Annotated in this window: 22 protein-coding genes and 1 riboswitch; of the genes, 12 read left to right on the forward strand and 10 right to left on the reverse strand. The window is 43.9% G+C overall.

Going from position 1 to position 15,646, the window contains the following annotated elements:
- Positions 1-39: 39 nt before the first annotated feature.
- From QYB97_RS10955 to QYB97_RS10965, 3 genes are all read right to left on the reverse strand, one after another.
- On the reverse strand, positions 40-600 hold the full coding sequence (locus QYB97_RS10955) for an MEDS domain-containing protein (RefSeq protein ID WP_301166042.1): 561 nt from the start codon (positions 598-600) through the stop codon (positions 40-42).
- A gap of 119 nt (positions 601-719) precedes the next feature.
- Positions 720-2,171, reverse strand: coding sequence for an amino acid permease (locus QYB97_RS10960; RefSeq protein WP_301166043.1), 1,452 nt, complete (start codon positions 2,169-2,171; stop codon positions 720-722).
- A 95-nt stretch (positions 2,172-2,266) separates the two neighbouring features.
- Positions 2,267-2,457, reverse strand: a riboswitch (Lysine riboswitch).
- Positions 2,458-2,530: 73 nt separating this feature from the next.
- Positions 2,531-3,439 (reverse strand): LysR family transcriptional regulator, encoded by a 909-nt coding sequence (locus QYB97_RS10965; RefSeq protein ID WP_301166044.1) that lies wholly within the window; start codon positions 3,437-3,439, stop codon positions 2,531-2,533.
- A 142-nt stretch (positions 3,440-3,581) separates the two neighbouring features.
- Between QYB97_RS10965 and QYB97_RS10970 the strand changes: the two genes are divergently transcribed.
- The 7 genes from QYB97_RS10970 (at position 3,582) to QYB97_RS10995 (ending at position 6,421) form a co-directional block, all read left to right on the forward strand.
- Positions 3,582-4,061: a DinB family protein gene (locus QYB97_RS10970; RefSeq protein ID WP_301166045.1), complete on the forward strand. Its 480-nt coding sequence runs from the start codon at positions 3,582-3,584 to the stop codon at positions 4,059-4,061.
- 65 nt (positions 4,062-4,126) lie between these two features.
- Positions 4,127-4,360 (forward strand): alpha/beta fold hydrolase, encoded by a 234-nt coding sequence (locus QYB97_RS25200; RefSeq protein ID WP_356948177.1) that lies wholly within the window; start codon positions 4,127-4,129, stop codon positions 4,358-4,360.
- A gap of 92 nt (positions 4,361-4,452) precedes the next feature.
- Positions 4,453-4,665, forward strand: coding sequence for a helix-turn-helix transcriptional regulator (locus QYB97_RS10975; RefSeq protein WP_301166046.1), 213 nt, complete (start codon positions 4,453-4,455; stop codon positions 4,663-4,665).
- 22 nt (positions 4,666-4,687) lie between these two features.
- Positions 4,688-5,059 (forward strand): DUF2178 domain-containing protein, encoded by a 372-nt coding sequence (locus QYB97_RS10980; RefSeq protein ID WP_301166047.1) that lies wholly within the window; start codon positions 4,688-4,690, stop codon positions 5,057-5,059.
- A 22-nt stretch (positions 5,060-5,081) separates the two neighbouring features.
- Positions 5,082-5,360: a DUF3784 domain-containing protein gene (locus tag QYB97_RS10985; RefSeq protein WP_301166048.1), complete on the forward strand. Its 279-nt coding sequence runs from the start codon at positions 5,082-5,084 to the stop codon at positions 5,358-5,360.
- A gap of 76 nt (positions 5,361-5,436) precedes the next feature.
- A complete protein-coding gene (locus tag QYB97_RS10990) occupies positions 5,437-5,817 on the forward strand; it encodes a VOC family protein (RefSeq protein WP_301166049.1) in 381 nt (126 codons plus the stop codon).
- Between the two features lie 22 nt (positions 5,818-5,839).
- The gene (locus tag QYB97_RS10995) at positions 5,840-6,421 is read left to right on the forward strand and encodes an LOG family protein (protein WP_301166050.1); all 582 of its coding nucleotides are present in this window, start codon (positions 5,840-5,842) and stop codon (positions 6,419-6,421) included.
- A gap of 252 nt (positions 6,422-6,673) precedes the next feature.
- On the opposite strand, the gene QYB97_RS11000 is transcribed toward QYB97_RS10995, so the two are convergent.
- Positions 6,674-7,573: a DMT family transporter gene (locus QYB97_RS11000; protein ID WP_301166051.1), complete on the reverse strand. Its 900-nt coding sequence runs from the start codon at positions 7,571-7,573 to the stop codon at positions 6,674-6,676.
- A gap of 844 nt (positions 7,574-8,417) precedes the next feature.
- On the opposite strand from QYB97_RS11000, the gene QYB97_RS11005 reads away from it, so the two are divergent.
- A complete protein-coding gene (locus QYB97_RS11005; protein ID WP_301166052.1) occupies positions 8,418-8,738 on the forward strand; it encodes an AbrB/MazE/SpoVT family DNA-binding domain-containing protein in 321 nt (106 codons plus the stop codon).
- A gap of 18 nt (positions 8,739-8,756) precedes the next feature.
- On the opposite strand, the gene QYB97_RS11010 is transcribed toward QYB97_RS11005, so the two are convergent.
- On the reverse strand, positions 8,757-9,155 hold the full coding sequence (locus QYB97_RS11010; RefSeq protein WP_301166053.1) for a GNAT family N-acetyltransferase: 399 nt from the start codon (positions 9,153-9,155) through the stop codon (positions 8,757-8,759).
- Positions 9,156-9,215: 60 nt separating this feature from the next.
- Positions 9,216-9,671: a DinB family protein gene (locus QYB97_RS11015; protein ID WP_301166054.1), complete on the reverse strand. Its 456-nt coding sequence runs from the start codon at positions 9,669-9,671 to the stop codon at positions 9,216-9,218.
- Positions 9,672-9,801: 130 nt separating this feature from the next.
- Here QYB97_RS11015 and QYB97_RS11020 point away from each other — a divergent pair, with 130 nt between their 5' ends.
- A complete protein-coding gene (locus QYB97_RS11020; protein ID WP_301166055.1) occupies positions 9,802-10,863 on the forward strand; it encodes a DmpA family aminopeptidase in 1,062 nt (353 codons plus the stop codon).
- Between the two features lie 40 nt (positions 10,864-10,903).
- On the opposite strand, the gene QYB97_RS11025 is transcribed toward QYB97_RS11020, so the two are convergent.
- On the reverse strand, positions 10,904-11,431 hold the full coding sequence (locus tag QYB97_RS11025) for a GNAT family N-acetyltransferase (protein WP_425589795.1): 528 nt from the start codon (positions 11,429-11,431) through the stop codon (positions 10,904-10,906).
- A gap of 117 nt (positions 11,432-11,548) precedes the next feature.
- Here QYB97_RS11025 and QYB97_RS11030 point away from each other — a divergent pair, with 117 nt between their 5' ends.
- Positions 11,549-12,352: an SDR family NAD(P)-dependent oxidoreductase gene (locus QYB97_RS11030; RefSeq protein ID WP_301166057.1), complete on the forward strand. Its 804-nt coding sequence runs from the start codon at positions 11,549-11,551 to the stop codon at positions 12,350-12,352.
- Positions 12,353-12,430: 78 nt separating this feature from the next.
- On the opposite strand, the gene QYB97_RS11035 is transcribed toward QYB97_RS11030, so the two are convergent.
- The gene (locus QYB97_RS11035; protein ID WP_301166058.1) at positions 12,431-12,904 is read right to left on the reverse strand and encodes a GNAT family N-acetyltransferase; all 474 of its coding nucleotides are present in this window, start codon (positions 12,902-12,904) and stop codon (positions 12,431-12,433) included.
- Between the two features lie 130 nt (positions 12,905-13,034).
- On the opposite strand from QYB97_RS11035, the gene QYB97_RS11040 reads away from it, so the two are divergent.
- On the forward strand, positions 13,035-13,550 hold the full coding sequence (locus QYB97_RS11040; RefSeq protein ID WP_301166059.1) for a DinB family protein: 516 nt from the start codon (positions 13,035-13,037) through the stop codon (positions 13,548-13,550).
- Between the two features lie 30 nt (positions 13,551-13,580).
- Here the strand turns inward: QYB97_RS11040 and QYB97_RS11045 are convergent, their stop codons facing one another.
- The gene (locus tag QYB97_RS11045) at positions 13,581-13,988 is read right to left on the reverse strand and encodes a carboxymuconolactone decarboxylase family protein (protein ID WP_301166060.1); all 408 of its coding nucleotides are present in this window, start codon (positions 13,986-13,988) and stop codon (positions 13,581-13,583) included.
- A gap of 123 nt (positions 13,989-14,111) precedes the next feature.
- Between QYB97_RS11045 and QYB97_RS11050 the strand changes: the two genes are divergently transcribed.
- Positions 14,112-14,549: an Lrp/AsnC family transcriptional regulator gene (locus tag QYB97_RS11050; protein WP_301166061.1), complete on the forward strand. Its 438-nt coding sequence runs from the start codon at positions 14,112-14,114 to the stop codon at positions 14,547-14,549.
- Between the two features lie 36 nt (positions 14,550-14,585).
- On the opposite strand, the gene QYB97_RS11055 is transcribed toward QYB97_RS11050, so the two are convergent.
- Complete coding sequence (locus QYB97_RS11055) at positions 14,586-15,632, reverse strand: aldose epimerase family protein (RefSeq protein ID WP_301166062.1); 1,047 nt, start codon at positions 15,630-15,632, stop codon at positions 14,586-14,588.
- Between the last annotated feature and the right edge of the window lie 14 nt (positions 15,633-15,646).

Here is a 15,646-nt window from a genome sequence, read left to right on the forward strand (position 1 = left end):
GCTTAATACAAAAACGTGTCTCTTTTTCTATAGTAGTTATTAATGCTTTACCGGCCTGACATCCTCATCGGTCATAAAATAATCATGGTATCTCATCAGCTTGTCCTTGAGATCGTCGGAAACCCGTTCAGCATTGTAGGCACATACCGTAATGACCCTTACATTTTTGAGCATTTGATCCACTTCGATTTCAAATTTTTCAAGCGTTTCTTCAAACTCCTCCTGTGAACCCCATTCCACATGGCCCCATGTCCGGACCGCCTTATCTGTTTCAATTAAAGGAGTAACAATTTTAGAGAAATTAGATAAAATCGTCTCTGGATAAAAATTGCCATTCCAGAAGTAAAAATCAAAATTATTGATGAAATGCACGTTCTTTAACTGCTCCGGGGTTAATGCATTTTCTAATTCCTTTTGAATCATTGGAATAATGCGCTCATTTTCCAAAAATAATATGTATTCCTCTTGTTCAATCCCCGCGATAATGTAGGATACCGCGTTTTGAACATAATCCTCTACTCTATCAGAATAATAAAAGATGTGAATCCCCTCGTCTTTCAAGGGCTCGGGTTGAGTGAAATGCGCAAGTTTTTTGTTCAATTATGTATCCCCTTTTCCACCTGACGTAAATGTTAATACGATAATTCTTCGCAAAAGAAAAATATCCTTTATTTTTTGTAAAAAAACACACAGGAACCCAATGGGCTCCTGCCATAACTTTATTCAAAATCGCACTCTTTAAGAGGAACAACTTTTGTTTTGTGTTTAAACTTATATCCGAGCCATACCGCCAGGAAAATGGGTATACCAATATAAGAAACGAGCGCGCCTTGCCAATCGACCGTATCACCGGTAAACGCGGAATAATTTTGTCCGAGAATAACGACAAAACAAAGCAGAAAGGCGAAGATCGGTCCAATCGGGAACCATTTTGCCCGGTACGGAAGTTCACGAAGATCCCTGCCTTGAGCGGCATACGCCTTTCGGAAGCGGTAATGGCTGATCGCTATACCAAGCCAGGCGATAAATCCTGACATTCCCGAGGCGTTCAGCAGCCATGTATAAATGGCTCCGTCACCAAACAAGGAAGCTAGAAAGGCTACTGCTCCAACCGCGGCCGTCACAATGAGCGCCGGAACCGGCACACCGCGGGAATCAAGCTTTGACAGAAACTTTGGTGCTTTTCCGTCACGTGCCAGGTCCCACAGCATACGGGTGGAAGCATACATACCGGAGTTGCCGGCAGAAAGAACAGCGGTTAAAATGATCGCATTCATGACAGACGCCGCAAATGCAATTCCTGCTTTATCAAATACCAGGGTAAACGGACTCACGGTGATATCACTTCTTGCCAGCCTGCTGTCCGTATAAGGAATGATTAAGCTGATCACTAAAATCGCAAGAATATAGAACAGTAGAATGCGCCAGAACACACTCTTGACCGCTTTTGGAATGTTCTTCTTCGGATCCTCCGTCTCACCCGCTGCAACACCAAGCAATTCGGTTCCCTGAAAGGAAAACCCTGCAGCCATAAAGACGCCAAGCGTGGTAAAGAATCCGCCATTGAACGGAGCATCACCAATGGTGAAGTTTTTAAAGCCGATTGCTTCCCCACCGAGAATTCCAAAAATCATTAGTGTACCGAGAACTAAAAAGATAATAACCGCAACCACTTTAATCAGAGAAAACCAGTATTCTGACTCTCCAAACCCTTTAACAGATAAATAGTTCAATAAGAACATAATGGCTAAAAACAGCGCACTCCAAATGTAGGAAGGCGTATCAGGAAACCAAAATTTCATAATGAGCGTAACCGCCGCAAGCTCTGCAGCAATCGTAATCGCCCAGTTGTACCAATAGTTCCATCCCAGAGCAAATCCAAGGGAAGGATCCACAAATTTTGTGGCATAGGTGCTGAACGATCCTGCCACTGGCATGTAGGCTGCCATTTCCGCCAGGCTTGTCATCAAGAAGAACACCATGATACCGATGACTACGAATGATAAAAGCGTGCCTCCGGGTCCGGCCGTATGAATGGAGCCTCCGCTGGCCAGAAACAGTCCGGTTCCGATGGTTCCGCCGAGCGAAATCATCGTTAAGTGCCGGGACTTCAGTTTTCGCTGTAATTCGCCTGAACCGGCTGGTGCTGTATTCTTTGCTGTGTTTTGCATAAAAAAACTCCTTTTCGTTTTGGAAGGAGTGGGAAATAAAAAAAGCCGCCAAAACGCAGTTTGGCGGCAGTTCTATTCTACCCGCATCATGCCTTCCGTAAGATAGCGCATCCCACCCACCGGTAATGTGAGCGTGACAGTGCTGTTTCTGTTCGAAAACAGCCCCAATTCATACTTCCAGAGATAAGTATAAATTTCGGCAGCTTTTCCTTTCACACGGAGTCTATGATGTCTTTTCTGCATCTCGTACGTCCTACTTATAAAAGCCGCGACCTCTACCTCATCGGATTGATGAGGATTTTTTGATTTATCCAGTTAGTTAACGCTAGTTGCTATTATAAAACACGAACATTAACTGTTCAACTGTTTTTTGTTTCCAAGGTCTCTTTTGCCGCATGAATGTAAGTCTGAACCTTTTCTATAAACGCCTTAGCCGTATAGCCCAGGAACTTATCCTTTCTATAGATGAGGGAAATCTTCTGACTGGGAACCGGGGTGATCAGCGCTACTGTTTTAATCATAGGGTGCTTAAGATTTTCCAAAAGAAGAGTAGGGAGAATGGCAGCCCCGATTTCTTTTTCCACCATGGCGATCAAAGAGGATAACGTCGTTGTCTCCATTGACGGTTTTATTTTAAATCCTGCTTCCAGACAATATCGGTCAATCAATTTACGGCATTGATGATAACCTGGAAACATGACCAATTTCATTTTTTGTATATCTCTAAAAGAAAGAGACTTCTTATGCGCATAAAGTGTATCCGTATGAACCGCCAGGGAAAACGTCTCCTCAAACAGCGGGATTTCAACAAGCCGCCCATCAGGATCAGGGCAAACGGTGATGCCAATGTCGATTCCCCCGCCTAGGACTTGTTCGGTAACATCCATCGTTTCAATTAATGAAACCGAGGTATCCGGATGAACTCTGTGAAAATCGAGAAGAAGGGCATCAAATACAAGATCAGCATCCCCAGGCAAAACACCGATCTTCAGAGAACCGCCTTTCCCTACTTTCAGGTCCGCAATGCTGTCTTGAGCTTGTTTAATATGGGAGAAAATATGCAGACATTGCTCATGAAGAATTCCCCCTGCTTCAGTGAGGGAAATCTTTTTGCCTGTTCGATGAAACAAAGGCATTCCCAGTTCATTCTCAAGCAATTTGATTTGCTGGCTTAGATTCGGCTGCGATACCAGGATTTTTTCTGCTGCTCTCGAAAAATGAAGCTCCTCACAAATTACCATAAAATACTCCAGTTGCCTTAATTCCATAGGATACCCCCTCCCTGTTTTACATCATAACTGAAACCAATCATGATCATAAGAAACGCGATATTGATGGGATTTTAATACCTTCCTATACTGAAACTGTAAAAGATACGCTTTCAAAAAAAGAAAACGGAGGAATGATCATATGTCTCATACATTACTGAAATCGGCAAAATCAGTTAGAAGCATGGTCCTTCAACAAGTAAAAGCGGTTCCCGAAGTGTTATTAGACACTAAGCCCGCACTCTTTAATAATACTATTCGCTGGAACGTTGGTCACATCGTTTTTGTCCATGATTATTTACTTTCAATTGCTTTTTCAAAAAGTCCTGCACTTCCCGCTCACTATGAACAATTATTTAATACAGGTACCAATCCCGATCAATGGTCCGTGGCTCCTCCCGCCAAAGAAGAGCTCGTCTCAAAATTATCCGAACAATCCCTCCACTTGGATCATATTTCACCAGATGTTTTTGAAAATAGACTAACACCAGTAATGGAATTGGGGCCTTTAACGTTTGAAACCTCAGGTGAGCTTTTCAACTTCGTGACCATTCATGAGGCCATGCACTTCTCTACCATTTCATCGTTATTACAATCGATCACCTATTCCAGGCAAGCTTGACGAAAGGAGTTAAAAGATGCCTTATTTACAAACAAAATATAGCGTCCGTTTATTTTACCAAGACTATGGAAAAGGGAAACTCCTCATCTTCCTCTCCCGTTTTACTGATACAAGGAGATCAGGACCAAAATACTCCCCTTCATGGGTGTGGTATGAAATCTGCAGGTCTTGTGAAAAACAACCGATTTATCATTTATAAAGGAGCAGCTCACGGCTTGTTTGTCACACATCATAAGCGCCTTAATTCCGATATTCTGCATTTTTTTAAAGAAATAGAGGGTTCGGCATGCGTCTTTTAAAAGAAGGCGCATGCCTTTTTTTGTAAACTATAGTTGTAAAAAGTAAAATATATATTACAATGGAAGTATAAGGAAAATAAGGAGCGGCAAAAGTGAAGGACTTCACTGTACGTAACAAGATAAAAATAGCACGTATTGAAAAAGGCGGACTGACACAGGGGGAATTTGCCAAACTGGTTGGTGTTACACGGCAGACCATGAACCTGATCGAAGCTCAAAAATACAATCCAACCATACGGGTTTGCCTCTTGATCAGTAAATACCTGGAACGTCCGCTGGATGAACTGTTCTGGATCGAAGACTAAACTTACCAGGGAGTTGATGCAAATGCAGGTCAATGTGATGACTGTGATCATCGGTGCAATTGTTGGCTTAGGTGCCATGACCCTTATCACCGGTCAATTTCAATGGGGATTTTTAACTGCTTTACTGATTATAACGGCCGGCTTTAAATGGCTGAGAATCGAAAAACAAAAAGCCCGGGATGAAATTGAGTATGACGAGAGGATCAATGATAACATTAAACAAACCTCGCTTCAGATTTTCTCGTTTTCTAACCTTCTTCTATTCATTTATTTGCTGGTTGTCCACCAGCTTTTGAACAAACGAATGATACAGGTCGATTATCTAATGATTTACCTCGTCATTACGTTCCTCATCGCATTTTATCTCGTTCCGTTGATCGCAAGAAAAAGATAAAACAAACAATGGAGGGTATAACATGGATCAGAATTTATTGATTTTCGGAATCATATTTTTGGTGCTTGCATATTTCGTTGGCGTAAAAAAACAAACGTGGCTTTTATCCGGATTTAATCAAAAACGGGTACGGGATCAGGACAAATTGGCCAGACTGATCGGTGGCTACGACTTAATCGCCGGCCTTGTATTAGTTGCCGCTGCCTTTATTGAAAATCTGGAGGCTTTGATATTAATGCCCATCGTTCTCATTGGATTCATCATACTGCTTGGGTATGTAAATACAAGAATGGTTGAATAGGAATATTCCGCTGTAAAAGGACTTTCAGTACTCCTGTCAAATAGATACATGAATGATGTGAAAGGAGTACTTAAAAATGACCGAAGTTCTATCCCCCGTCTCATGTAAAGTAAATAACGTATTTATTCATGTTACAGATTTAAAAAGGGCCGCAGAGTGGTACAGCAAGCTTCTTGGACTGCCTGCCCCAAAACAGGTGGAGTCTCCGGTATACAATCTTCCGGTTACGGGTGATACGGGCTTAACCCTGGACAACCACGCATTTGACCCGGCCTTTGTTTTCAGCCCTTCAAAGCACCCCGTGTTTAATTTCCTGGTCACCGATGTGGATGAAACTTACCGGTTCATGAAAGATAACAACATCACCATTGTCAGGGAAATTGAACGTATTGGGGAAGTTGCCTTTTTTAATTTTGAGGATGAGGACGGCAATGTACTTATGATCTGCAATTGTTAAAAAGTAAGGGAGGAATTTTACCATGAAGCATATTGCTGTATTTTGTGGATCGAGAAGCGGCAAATCAGATGTATATGTGAAAGAAGCAGCTAAACTTGGAAAAGAACTGGCCGACCGCGGCATTGGCCTCGTATATGGCGGATCGAGTGCAGGCGTCATGGGAGCAGTCGCGGACGCTGTTATGGCGAACGGCGGCCGGGTTATTGGCATCATGCCCGAATTTCTCGAAAAGCGGGAGATCGCTCATAAAAGCCTGACTCAGCTGGTTGTCGTGGATTCCATGCATGAACGCAAGGCAAAAATGGCTGAGCTGGCAGACGGCTTCATGGTTCTTCCTGGCGGTGCCGGAACGCTTGAAGAATTTTTCGAGATCTTTACATGGGCCCAGCTGGGGCTGCACGAAAAGCCGGTCGGTTTGCTTAACACCAATGGCTATTATGACCCGCTCCTCTCCCTGTTCAACCATATGGCTGGCGAAAATTTTATGGAGGAGAAACACCGTAAAATGGTGCTTTCATCCGCCCAACCCAAGGATTTGATCGATCAATTCATCTCCTACTCCCCGCCAGCTGTTGAAAGCTACCTGACAGAGAATCGTACATAGTTAAGATGAGGCCGCCCGCATGATACGGCCTCTTTTTTTCGTGCGGATTTATGAAAATGACGTGATATGCAACTATTTCTTGTCGAACCGCAAGTAACGGGCAAGTTAGCGCAAGTAAATCGTGTCAAACCGCAAGTATTTCGTGTCGAACCGCAACTAAATCTCTCATTAGCGCAAGTAACGGATTTCCTCTCCTATAATCCCCCCTGTATAAACAGTAAAAGGCAGCTGATCCGATCAGCTGCCTTTCCTTTAGGCTGATTTCTTTTCAACTGCCGTTCGTTTTCTTCCCAAACCATTCACGACAAGCACACCCACAACAGCAACCAATCCCCCAATTAGAGACAAAGTGCTTGGCCACTCCTTTAGCCAGACCCAGGCAGTCAGGATGGCGACTCCCGGTTCCAAATACATCATGCTGGCCACCGCGCTCGCTTTTCCTGACGATAAAGCAATGGCCCACGTCACATAGGCAATCGCAGCCGGAAAAATACCCACATACAGGGTGGAAATATGGGCTTCCATTGTCGCATGCCTGATTGAATCAAAAAGCCCGGGAGCAAACCAGAAAAAAGGCAGCGTCCCTGCCCATGTCACATAAGCCGTAAGCTCAATGGGAGAATAGCGTTTTAAAAAAGGCTTTTGATATACGAAAAAGACAGAAGTCGCCACTGCAGCCATTAACACGAGCAGGGCACCACCTGAAATGGTCAATGATGATCCCGAACTTCCCACTGTAATCAGCACAATTCCGGTAAGACCAATAGCCAAACCCGTCCAGCCTGATACTCCAAGGTGCTCCTTCAATACGATAACCGCAAATAGTGCAGTAAATATGGGAGCAGCCCCAATCAGCATGCCCGCCGTTCCGGCTGAAATAGTCTGTTCACCAAACGTGACTCCAATATGATAGATGCTGATTCCCACCCATCCGAGCAGGAGCAGCCGCAAAACGTCTTGTTTTCTCGGAAATCGGAACCGGGCACCTGGCATAATCGCATATAAAATAAATGCCAGGGATGCAATCAAATACCGGACAAGCACCAGATGTCCCGCTGAGTAGCCGCCATGCAGGCTGTACCGGATAGCAGCAAATGTAGATCCCCAAATAATGATCGTTATCAGTGCCATGCTTAAAGCTTTTGCGTTCATTCATTTCACCTTCATATCAGTTCAATGTATTCTTTCTCTTTTATGTAGTGTACTCCTTTTTTCACATTAAAAAAGCCGCCCGCCAGGCGACTTGTCTTTAAATTAAAATAAGCTCTTATGACTATGGCAGCTGTTCTTTTTCTTCTTCTCTTTTTTTACCTTCTTACATTTAAGAACGTACTCTGAAGAAGAGCTTGAAGAGCTGGAGGAACTGGAAGAACGTTTTGATTTCTTTTTATGAGACGAACATCCACAAGAATGATGGTGCTGGAGGAATGACATTAAAATCACCTCCTTACTCTCAAATCGAGACGAAGATATGAATCTTCAATTCTCTCAATATAGTATGTAAAATCTAGCATTTCGTGCGAATAAGAAGTAAAAATGTATTTTCTTCCTATTCCGTAAATGTAATACCTCCAGAAGTTCAGCTGAAATCCGGGGATGGTAACTAATGGCTTATATGCATCATTAAAAAGTTGTTCGTGGATGTAAATCGCAATCCCGACCAGCCATCCTCCAGGTATTCTTAACGTTAACACCAATGGCACCATAAATAAAAGTCAATAATCCTTCCATAATCGCCCCAAGAAAAAATATAATTACCAAAATACGAATCATTTCCAACAGTACTCTCACTGGCATTCTACCACCTTGCTATATGAAATTTACCATTACTATACATCAGACCTGCTGTTTTATCTTCGTTATTTGGGGATTAAACACTATATTAATACTTGTGACGTAAAATCAATGCGGCTAAGTGAAACGTTTTTATTCCTTTTGAATATTCGAAAAATATGGTAAAGTTTATATAACATATCCTGACAAAGGAGCATGACAATTGATCGTAGAATGTGATAAATACTATATGCCCCGCAAAAACCGCGTATTGCTGTTACCTATACAATGGCGGGAAGAATTTAACATCTCAGAAAATGACCTATTGTCTGTACATAAAGAAAACAATCGGATTATTATCACAAAGAAAACACCTGCCACTGGCTTTACCCTGAAATACGTTAAAATGAATAAAAAAGGCGTCATCACCATTCCAAAAATCATCGATGATGAACTGGATTGCCGCCTGCACCAGCTATACATCAACCAGGACGAGCATTCCTTTTTGGTTGTTCCTGTGACGCAAGAAAAGAGCAGCTTATAAGTGCAGGCTGCTCTTTTCTCATGTTATTAAATCCTTGGCTTGCCAAACGCCGCCGGATCCATGAGTAAATCCGCAAGCTTTATAAAATGCCTGGTTTTCACTTGCGTAACTAACCGTCACGATTTCGAGGCCAAAGCGCTCGGATTCACTCAATAATTCTTTTACAACAGCTGCCCCAAGGCCTTGTTTTTGATAATTGGGGTGAACCATAATGTCTTCCATGTACCCATGCTCAAGCCCCATTCCACAAACATAGCCAAAGGCAATGAGCCGGTTTGCCTCATCTCTCGCGCCAGCCCAAAAGTTACATCGTTTAAGCAGCACAGGATAATCCTGATCCCGTCTAGCCCAACCGATGGCCTCTCTCAAGTCAGGAACTTCATAATTATATAAAGGCATGTTAATCATCACATTCATCGTATCCCTCACTTAAGAAAACATTGCTTTCATCCTATTTCCTTTTTTACTGTCTATGGTCTATACCTTGAAAAACTGCTTCATAATTTGGATTTGTCCCACATGAACAGACTCATGCAACACACAAAACGACGCACTGTCTGCCACTGTATTAAAATGATGGACAGGTTCCTTCAGGGTTTCTTTAAGCTGTTCAGGAGAAATTTTATTGATTCGTTCCAGTTGTTTTTTTAATTCAATTGTTATTTCGCTCAAATGAGGCGGTTCACTTTTCCATTCCGATGGACGAGTGCCCGGAGAAAAAAGTTCCTGATAAAGCACAGGCAATTCTGCTTGGTTCCCGGGCAGAATGCGCATAAAGTACTCGGCAGCGCCAATGATATGCCCCAACTGCCACTTGATTGTATTGTTAAAGCCCTCCGGTTGCATATTGGCTATTTCCTCCGTCAAATCTTCTGCCAGTTCAATCGTCCAGTTTCTGGCCATGCTGAATTGGTTAATAATAATTTGTGACATCCATGAACCCTCCTTTTAATGAACAGCAACGCATTATAACTTCTTTGCGCTTGAAGCAATTCCTTTTTAAACAAAAAGAACTTTATAATAGATAATAGAAAGAATTAGATGATGAAGGGTGGCAACTGGCATGCAGCATCAAAAGCGGATACGCGATTATGGAATTCAAATTGGACGGTTCGAAACAGGACAGCATAATGCCATTACGGATGTGGAAGGAGTCAGAGTGGGCCATGTAACACTCAGTGAAGGAAACATGCAGACCGGGGTTACTGCGATTCTTCCCCATCCCGGCAACCTTTTTAAAGAAAAACTGATTGCGTCAAGCCATGTAATCAATGGCTTTGGAAAAACGATGGGCGCCATTCAGATGCAGGAATTAGGCGTGATTGAAACTCCGATTGTTTTAACCAATACCCTTAGTATTGGAACGGCTGCAGATGCGGTCATTCAATACACGATGGAGCATAACCCTGAAATTGGGCGTACCACGGGAACAGTAAATCCTGTCATCGGCGAATGCAATGATATGCTGCTGAACGACGTACGTGCTCAATACGTAACAAAGGAGCATGTGCTTCAAGCGATTCATAAAGCTTCAACAGCGATTGAGGAGGGCAGTGTCGGCGCAGGTACCGGTATGCTTTGTTATTCCTTGAAAGGAGGCATCGGCACCTCCTCCCGCCAGTTTCAGCTGAGTCATGGCAAATATACGCTGGGGGCTCTGGTGCTGTCCAACTTTGGAATATTAAGCGATCTTATGATCAACGGACGGATGATCGGCCAGGAATTAAAAGAAACCTTGCTGCAATCGTGGGAGGAAAAGGACAAAGGGTCCATCATGATCATCATTGCCACCGACTTGCCTGTTTCGGACCGGCAGCTAAACCGGATCATTAAGCGGTCTGTTGCAGGACTCTCACGAACAGGGTCCATTATCACGCACGGCAGCGGTGAAATCGCGATCGGATTTTCAACCGCTGTAACCATTCCGCATACAAAGCCTGCCGAATGTTTAACCATCCCAGTGATACATGAAGAAGATCTGGATACGGCCTTCCGTGCAGTTGGAGAAGCCGTGGAGGAAGCGGTGCTGAATTCACTGGTAACCGCTGCCCATGTCAAAGGCAGGGACGGCAACGAACGACCGGCTTTTAAAGATTTATTGGATCAATTTCATATCGAATTATGATGACCATAAAAACTTCCTCATCCTGCAAAAGATGAGGAAGTTAAATGGTTGCGCTCCAAATCATATGATGACTTCCTTCCCCCCAATAATTCTTCATTAAATACTCTGGCTCTCCCAGTTTCTTTTTCCATACGGCCTGGGCTTGTTTATAGCCGCTGTCCAGGCAATAATGTGTGATCCCCTTTCTCTTCATATCAGCTAGCAGATGATTCAGTAAGGCAGACCCCACTCCCTGTTTTTGATAGTCCGGATGGACGTAAACGGTCCCAATCTCCTTCCAATCTTTCAACGCTCCGTTAGCACAGCGGATGATCAGTGCATTAGCCGGTCCGCAGGCAATTGTTCCAATGATTTGGCTGCTGATGACATCAGCGGCAACCAGAAAGTAATACTTCTTTCCCTTACTGATCAGATCGCTCTCCAGAAAACCCTTCTTCTGTCTTAGTTCCTCTTCCATCTCCTCTGTCAGATGAGACAGTCCTTCCTTTTTAAACGTATGTTTAATGACCGATGCAAAAAACTGATTCAGTTCTTCTTGATCTTCCTTTGACGGTCTTCTGATATCCATTTTATTCACGCTGCAGTTCTCCATAATATAGGTTCCACCCCTCTTATATAAGAAGTTTTTAGTCCACCAAGATAGGGAAAATGTAAATTAGTAACAGTACGACAAGGAGGCAAACAGATGACGATTTTTTCAAAAGACGCGCTAAAAGGGCAGCACATCATCATCACAGGTGCGACAGGCGGCATCGGCTGGGAAACGGCCAAAGCGTGTGCAGCGGCAGGCGCAAATATAACCATTACGGGACGTAACGAAGATAAGCTCGTTACACTCAAAGGAAAGTGTGAGGAACTGAATTCCGATATTTCCGTTCATCTGTTCAGTGCCGACCTTGATACGCATGAAGAACGGGAAAGCCTGCTGACAGGGGCCCTTGACGAAATCGGGCCGGTAACGGGTCTCGTAAACGCGGCGGGAATTGCTGGCGGCGGTGTACTTGAAGAGCTAAAGGAAAACGAATTAAGAAGAATAATGGAGCTGAACTTTTTTTCAACCGTCCTTTTCACCCAATTGGTCTATCGGAACATGCTTGAGACGAATCCGGAAAAAGGGGCCATCGTGAATGTTTCCTCCCTCTCAGGCCTAAGGGGAACATCCGGAAACAGTGCTTATGCGGGGTCCAAGTTTGCACTCATTGGCTTTACCCAGTCATTGGCGGTGGAAGCGGCTGAGCGCGGCATCCAGGTTAATGCCGTATGCCCAGGGTATGTCGATACGAAAATGGGCCGTGACAGTATCGCCCGAAAGGGAAAGAAATTCGGCAGAAGCTATGAGGAGCAGCTGGAAAAAGCAGAGGCCGGGATACCTTCCGGGCGGATCAGCACTCCAAAAGAAGTGGCGAATACAATTGTCTTTCTCCTTACCGGGGCTGCCGAAAACATTATCGGAGAAGCGGTCAAGATCTCCGGAGGAAATGTGCTTTAGAAACAAGCCAGAAGGCAAGGCACTACAAGGTCCTGCCTTTTCTTTTTTTATCTAGGTCCCTGTCGGCTAAACCGCCATTTAATCTCTGACCATCACAATAAATTCCGCTTCTCCCCTGTGAAAAGCGAAGATTTCACGAAAACCGAATTTCTCATATAAACGAATGGCCCGCTTATTAAAGGAAGCCACGGTTAAACGAAATGCCCTGTCCCTGGATTGTCCCTCAAGATATTCCAGTATGAAAGATAAAAACAAAGAACCATTGCCCTGGCCGGTTAATTCCGGATTCATTCCCAGTCCGATATCCAGTGCATCTTTCTTATAAGCCCCTACCTGCTCTCCAGCCGGAACCTGGGCAGCCGTTCCGGTGCAAAAAAAGCCTGTCAGATTATCCTTTTCATCCAGCACAACGGTATAGGAATTTTCAAGAAGTTCATTCATGGAATCATTGCTTGTATCCATATTGTAAAAGTCATATGGTGCTTCATAATTCCAATTTAAAATCTCCAGTGCGAATTCTTGGTTGATTGGTGTTACTATTAATCTCATCATTGAACCCCTTTTATGTATTTTTATTTATCTTCGCTCCGTGAATACAGATTTCCTGTTACAGCAGGATACACAAGGTGGTTTAAGGAATATAGCTATGTGATTGGATCAATGACTGAAAAGGGGGATAACAATGACTGAACGGCCAAGACCTGATGAATATGCCGAGAACTTTGAATCTTACGTCCAGCTGGTGCCTGAAGGAGACCTTTTAGAAACACTGAAACAGCAAATCAAGGAAACGGCTTCTCTGCTAAACTCGTTATCTGAGAAAGATGGTGAATACCGCTATGCGCCGAATAAATGGAGCCTTAAAGAAGTCCTTGGACATATGGCGGATACTGAATGGATCATGAACTACAGGATGCTTTGCATTGCCAGAGGGGAAACCGTATCCTTGCCGGGATACGATGATGAGCTGTATGTAAAAGCTGCAGCGTTTAACGATCACTCATTAACGGACTTGATTCAGCATTACACAAGTATCCGCCAGGCTACTGTCTCACTTTTGAACACGTTGAGTTACGATGTGTTAAAACGAAGAGGAGCGGCGAACAATGAAGAAGTAACAGCAAGGGCCCTTGCTTTTATTATTGCCGGCCATGAGCTACATCACCGTAATATCATTAAAGACCGTTATTTAAAATGACCAGGGGAAACTTTTCCCTTGGTCATTTTTTTATGCTTTCAATCCCGTCATTGCCCCGAAATATTGTGAGGCTGTTGCAAAGGCGATAAACGCGCAAAGTTCACTGATTTCCTCGTCAGAAAAGATTTCTTTTAGCACCATGAAAACAGAGTCAGGAATATCTCCTTTCACCTTCAAAAAAACGTCTGCTAAACCCACAGCGATGGAGGTTTTTTCATCAAACAAATGAGGTTCTGGCCTTCCCTTCGCCTTGCAGTATTCACAGCCATTGCCCTGGGCCAGTGTTCTCCTCACCTGCTCCTTAAGCATGGAAGAAAGTTCACCTTCTTCCGCCAGCAAACTGCCGAGATCATTCCATTTGTTCATGATCTCGGGATTATGTCCAAGCAGCTGCTGAAAGGGAGAGTCCCCGTATGCTGATTTCTTTATTCTTGCCATTAACCATTCCTCCTTGTACCCTTTAATGGTACTAAGAGAACATCACTTCTTCCACTTGTGATTAAATCCATTCTTTTAATTTTCTTTTTAAATTGAATGAGTTAAGGAGCATAACATTAAATTATGAAAATCGACGATATTGACAGAAAAATTATTGATGAGCTGCGGGAGAACAGCCGGCTGTCCATGAGTGAGCTTGGGAGAAAAATCAACCTTTCGTCCCCCTCAGTTACCGAACGTGTGCGAAGAATGGAATCGTTTGGCATCATCAGGAAATACACACTAGAAGTGGATTATGAGAAATTGGGCCAGCCGATCCAATGTATTGTGGAGGCTACGGTAAAGAATGGAGATTATCAGGCCTTTAAGCATTACATCGAACGCCTGCCTAACGTAGAATTTTGCTACAGAATTGCGGGAAATGCCTGCTTTATGCTGAAGCTGCAGTTCGCCACCTTTTCTGAAGCAGAAAAGTTCATCGAAGATACGAGCCCTTATGCCCACACAGTGACCCATTTTATTTTTTCACAGGTGAACACTGTGCCTGTGTTGAGCCATTAAAAAAGCAGGAACCGCACTCCGGCTCCTGCTTCATGGTTATTCCACTCCAAATGTGTACGTCGTATGGGCTCGATATTCTTCATCGGCACCCAGAACCACCGATGGAAACTGTGAATGGTGGATGGCGTCCGGCACACCCTGTGTTTCCAGGCAAATGCCGAGATGCTTTCTTGATGGCACATCACGGAAATCCCCATTGGAATCGAGCATGTTTCCTGAATAGACGACCACGCATTTCTGATCGGTCTCAACCGTTAAGGTTCTTCCGCTGGTTTCATCTTTCAGCACGATTTCTTTATTTTGGTTAGTATTGAGCAAGAACGGATGGTCATATCCCCCGCCTGCCAGCTTGTTCTGCTCGTAATCTGCAGTTGTTCCTGTTTTCACCTTTTGTCCTTCACGCAAATCAAACGGTGTATCCTGTACATTCACCGCCCGGCCTGTGGGAATCAGCTCTTGATTAAGTTCCAGGAACTGATCGCTCTTGAGCTGGAGCGTATGATCCTGAATATCACGTTTCAGGTTTCCACTTAAGTTAAAGTATGAATGATTGGTAAGGTTCAGCAGTGTCTTTTTATCGCTTTTGGCAGAGTAGGAAATGCTTAACCTGTTTTCATCATTTAACAGATAGGTAACCATAACCTCCACTTTGCCGGGGTAGCCTTCTTCACCATCAGCACTGACATAGGAAAACTTCACACCGCAATGCTCTTCCTCTTCAATGACCTCTGCATCCCATACCACGGCATTGAATCCCTTATTTCCCCCGTGAAGGTGGTTGTTCCCATCATTTTTGGCAAGGGTATATTCCTGTCCATCGAGTTCAAAGGAACCGCCCTGAATCCGTCCGGCCACCCTTCCGGCGATGGCTCCAAGGTAATTGGTGTCCTTCAGGTAATCCTCAAGTGTATCGTGGCCAAGCACAACATCCTCCAGGATTCCCTCTTTGTCCGGTGCCATGATGCAGGTAATGATCGCTCCGTAATTAATGGCGGATACTTCCATGCCCTTGCTGTTTACCAGTGTATAAGCCACAATGTCCTGGTCTTGTGTTGTACCAAAGTTCTCTTGAATGACTTCCATGTCCATCACCTTTC

Source organism: Fictibacillus fluitans, assembly GCF_030418125.1.
GTDB classification, from domain to species: Bacteria; Bacillota; Bacilli; order Bacillales; family Fictibacillaceae; genus Fictibacillus_C; species Fictibacillus_C fluitans.

Excerpts from the sequence above, each read along its gene's own strand:
- QYB97_RS10960 (WP_301166043.1), bottom strand. The coding sequence starts at position 2,171 with ATGCAAAACACAGCAAAGAATACAGCACCAGCCGGTTCAGGCGAATTA.
- QYB97_RS10965 (WP_301166044.1), bottom strand. The coding sequence starts at position 3,439 with ATGGAATTAAGGCAACTGGAGTATTTTATGGTAATTTGTGAGGAGCTT.
- QYB97_RS10970 (WP_301166045.1), top strand. The coding sequence starts at position 3,582 with ATGTCTCATACATTACTGAAATCGGCAAAATCAGTTAGAAGCATGGTC.
- QYB97_RS25200 (WP_356948177.1), top strand. The coding sequence starts at position 4,127 with ATGGAAAAGGGAAACTCCTCATCTTCCTCTCCCGTTTTACTGATACAA.
- QYB97_RS10980 (WP_301166047.1), top strand. The coding sequence starts at position 4,688 with ATGCAGGTCAATGTGATGACTGTGATCATCGGTGCAATTGTTGGCTTA.
- QYB97_RS10985 (WP_301166048.1), top strand. The coding sequence starts at position 5,082 with ATGGATCAGAATTTATTGATTTTCGGAATCATATTTTTGGTGCTTGCA.
- QYB97_RS10990 (WP_301166049.1), top strand. The coding sequence starts at position 5,437 with ATGACCGAAGTTCTATCCCCCGTCTCATGTAAAGTAAATAACGTATTT.
- QYB97_RS10995 (WP_301166050.1), top strand. The coding sequence starts at position 5,840 with ATGAAGCATATTGCTGTATTTTGTGGATCGAGAAGCGGCAAATCAGAT.
- QYB97_RS11000 (WP_301166051.1), bottom strand. The coding sequence starts at position 7,573 with ATGAACGCAAAAGCTTTAAGCATGGCACTGATAACGATCATTATTTGG.
- QYB97_RS11010 (WP_301166053.1), bottom strand. The coding sequence starts at position 9,155 with ATGAATGTGATGATTAACATGCCTTTATATAATTATGAAGTTCCTGAC.
- QYB97_RS11015 (WP_301166054.1), bottom strand. The coding sequence starts at position 9,671 with ATGTCACAAATTATTATTAACCAATTCAGCATGGCCAGAAACTGGACG.
- QYB97_RS11020 (WP_301166055.1), top strand. The coding sequence starts at position 9,802 with ATGCAGCATCAAAAGCGGATACGCGATTATGGAATTCAAATTGGACGG.
- QYB97_RS11025 (WP_425589795.1), bottom strand. The coding sequence starts at position 11,431 with ATGGATATCAGAAGACCGTCAAAGGAAGATCAAGAAGAACTGAATCAG.
- QYB97_RS11030 (WP_301166057.1), top strand. The coding sequence starts at position 11,549 with ATGACGATTTTTTCAAAAGACGCGCTAAAAGGGCAGCACATCATCATC.
- QYB97_RS11035 (WP_301166058.1), bottom strand. The coding sequence starts at position 12,904 with ATGATGAGATTAATAGTAACACCAATCAACCAAGAATTCGCACTGGAG.
- QYB97_RS11040 (WP_301166059.1), top strand. The coding sequence starts at position 13,035 with ATGACTGAACGGCCAAGACCTGATGAATATGCCGAGAACTTTGAATCT.
- QYB97_RS11045 (WP_301166060.1), bottom strand. The coding sequence starts at position 13,988 with ATGGCAAGAATAAAGAAATCAGCATACGGGGACTCTCCCTTTCAGCAG.
- QYB97_RS11050 (WP_301166061.1), top strand. The coding sequence starts at position 14,112 with ATGAAAATCGACGATATTGACAGAAAAATTATTGATGAGCTGCGGGAG.
- QYB97_RS11055 (WP_301166062.1), bottom strand. The coding sequence starts at position 15,632 with ATGGAAGTCATTCAAGAGAACTTTGGTACAACACAAGACCAGGACATT.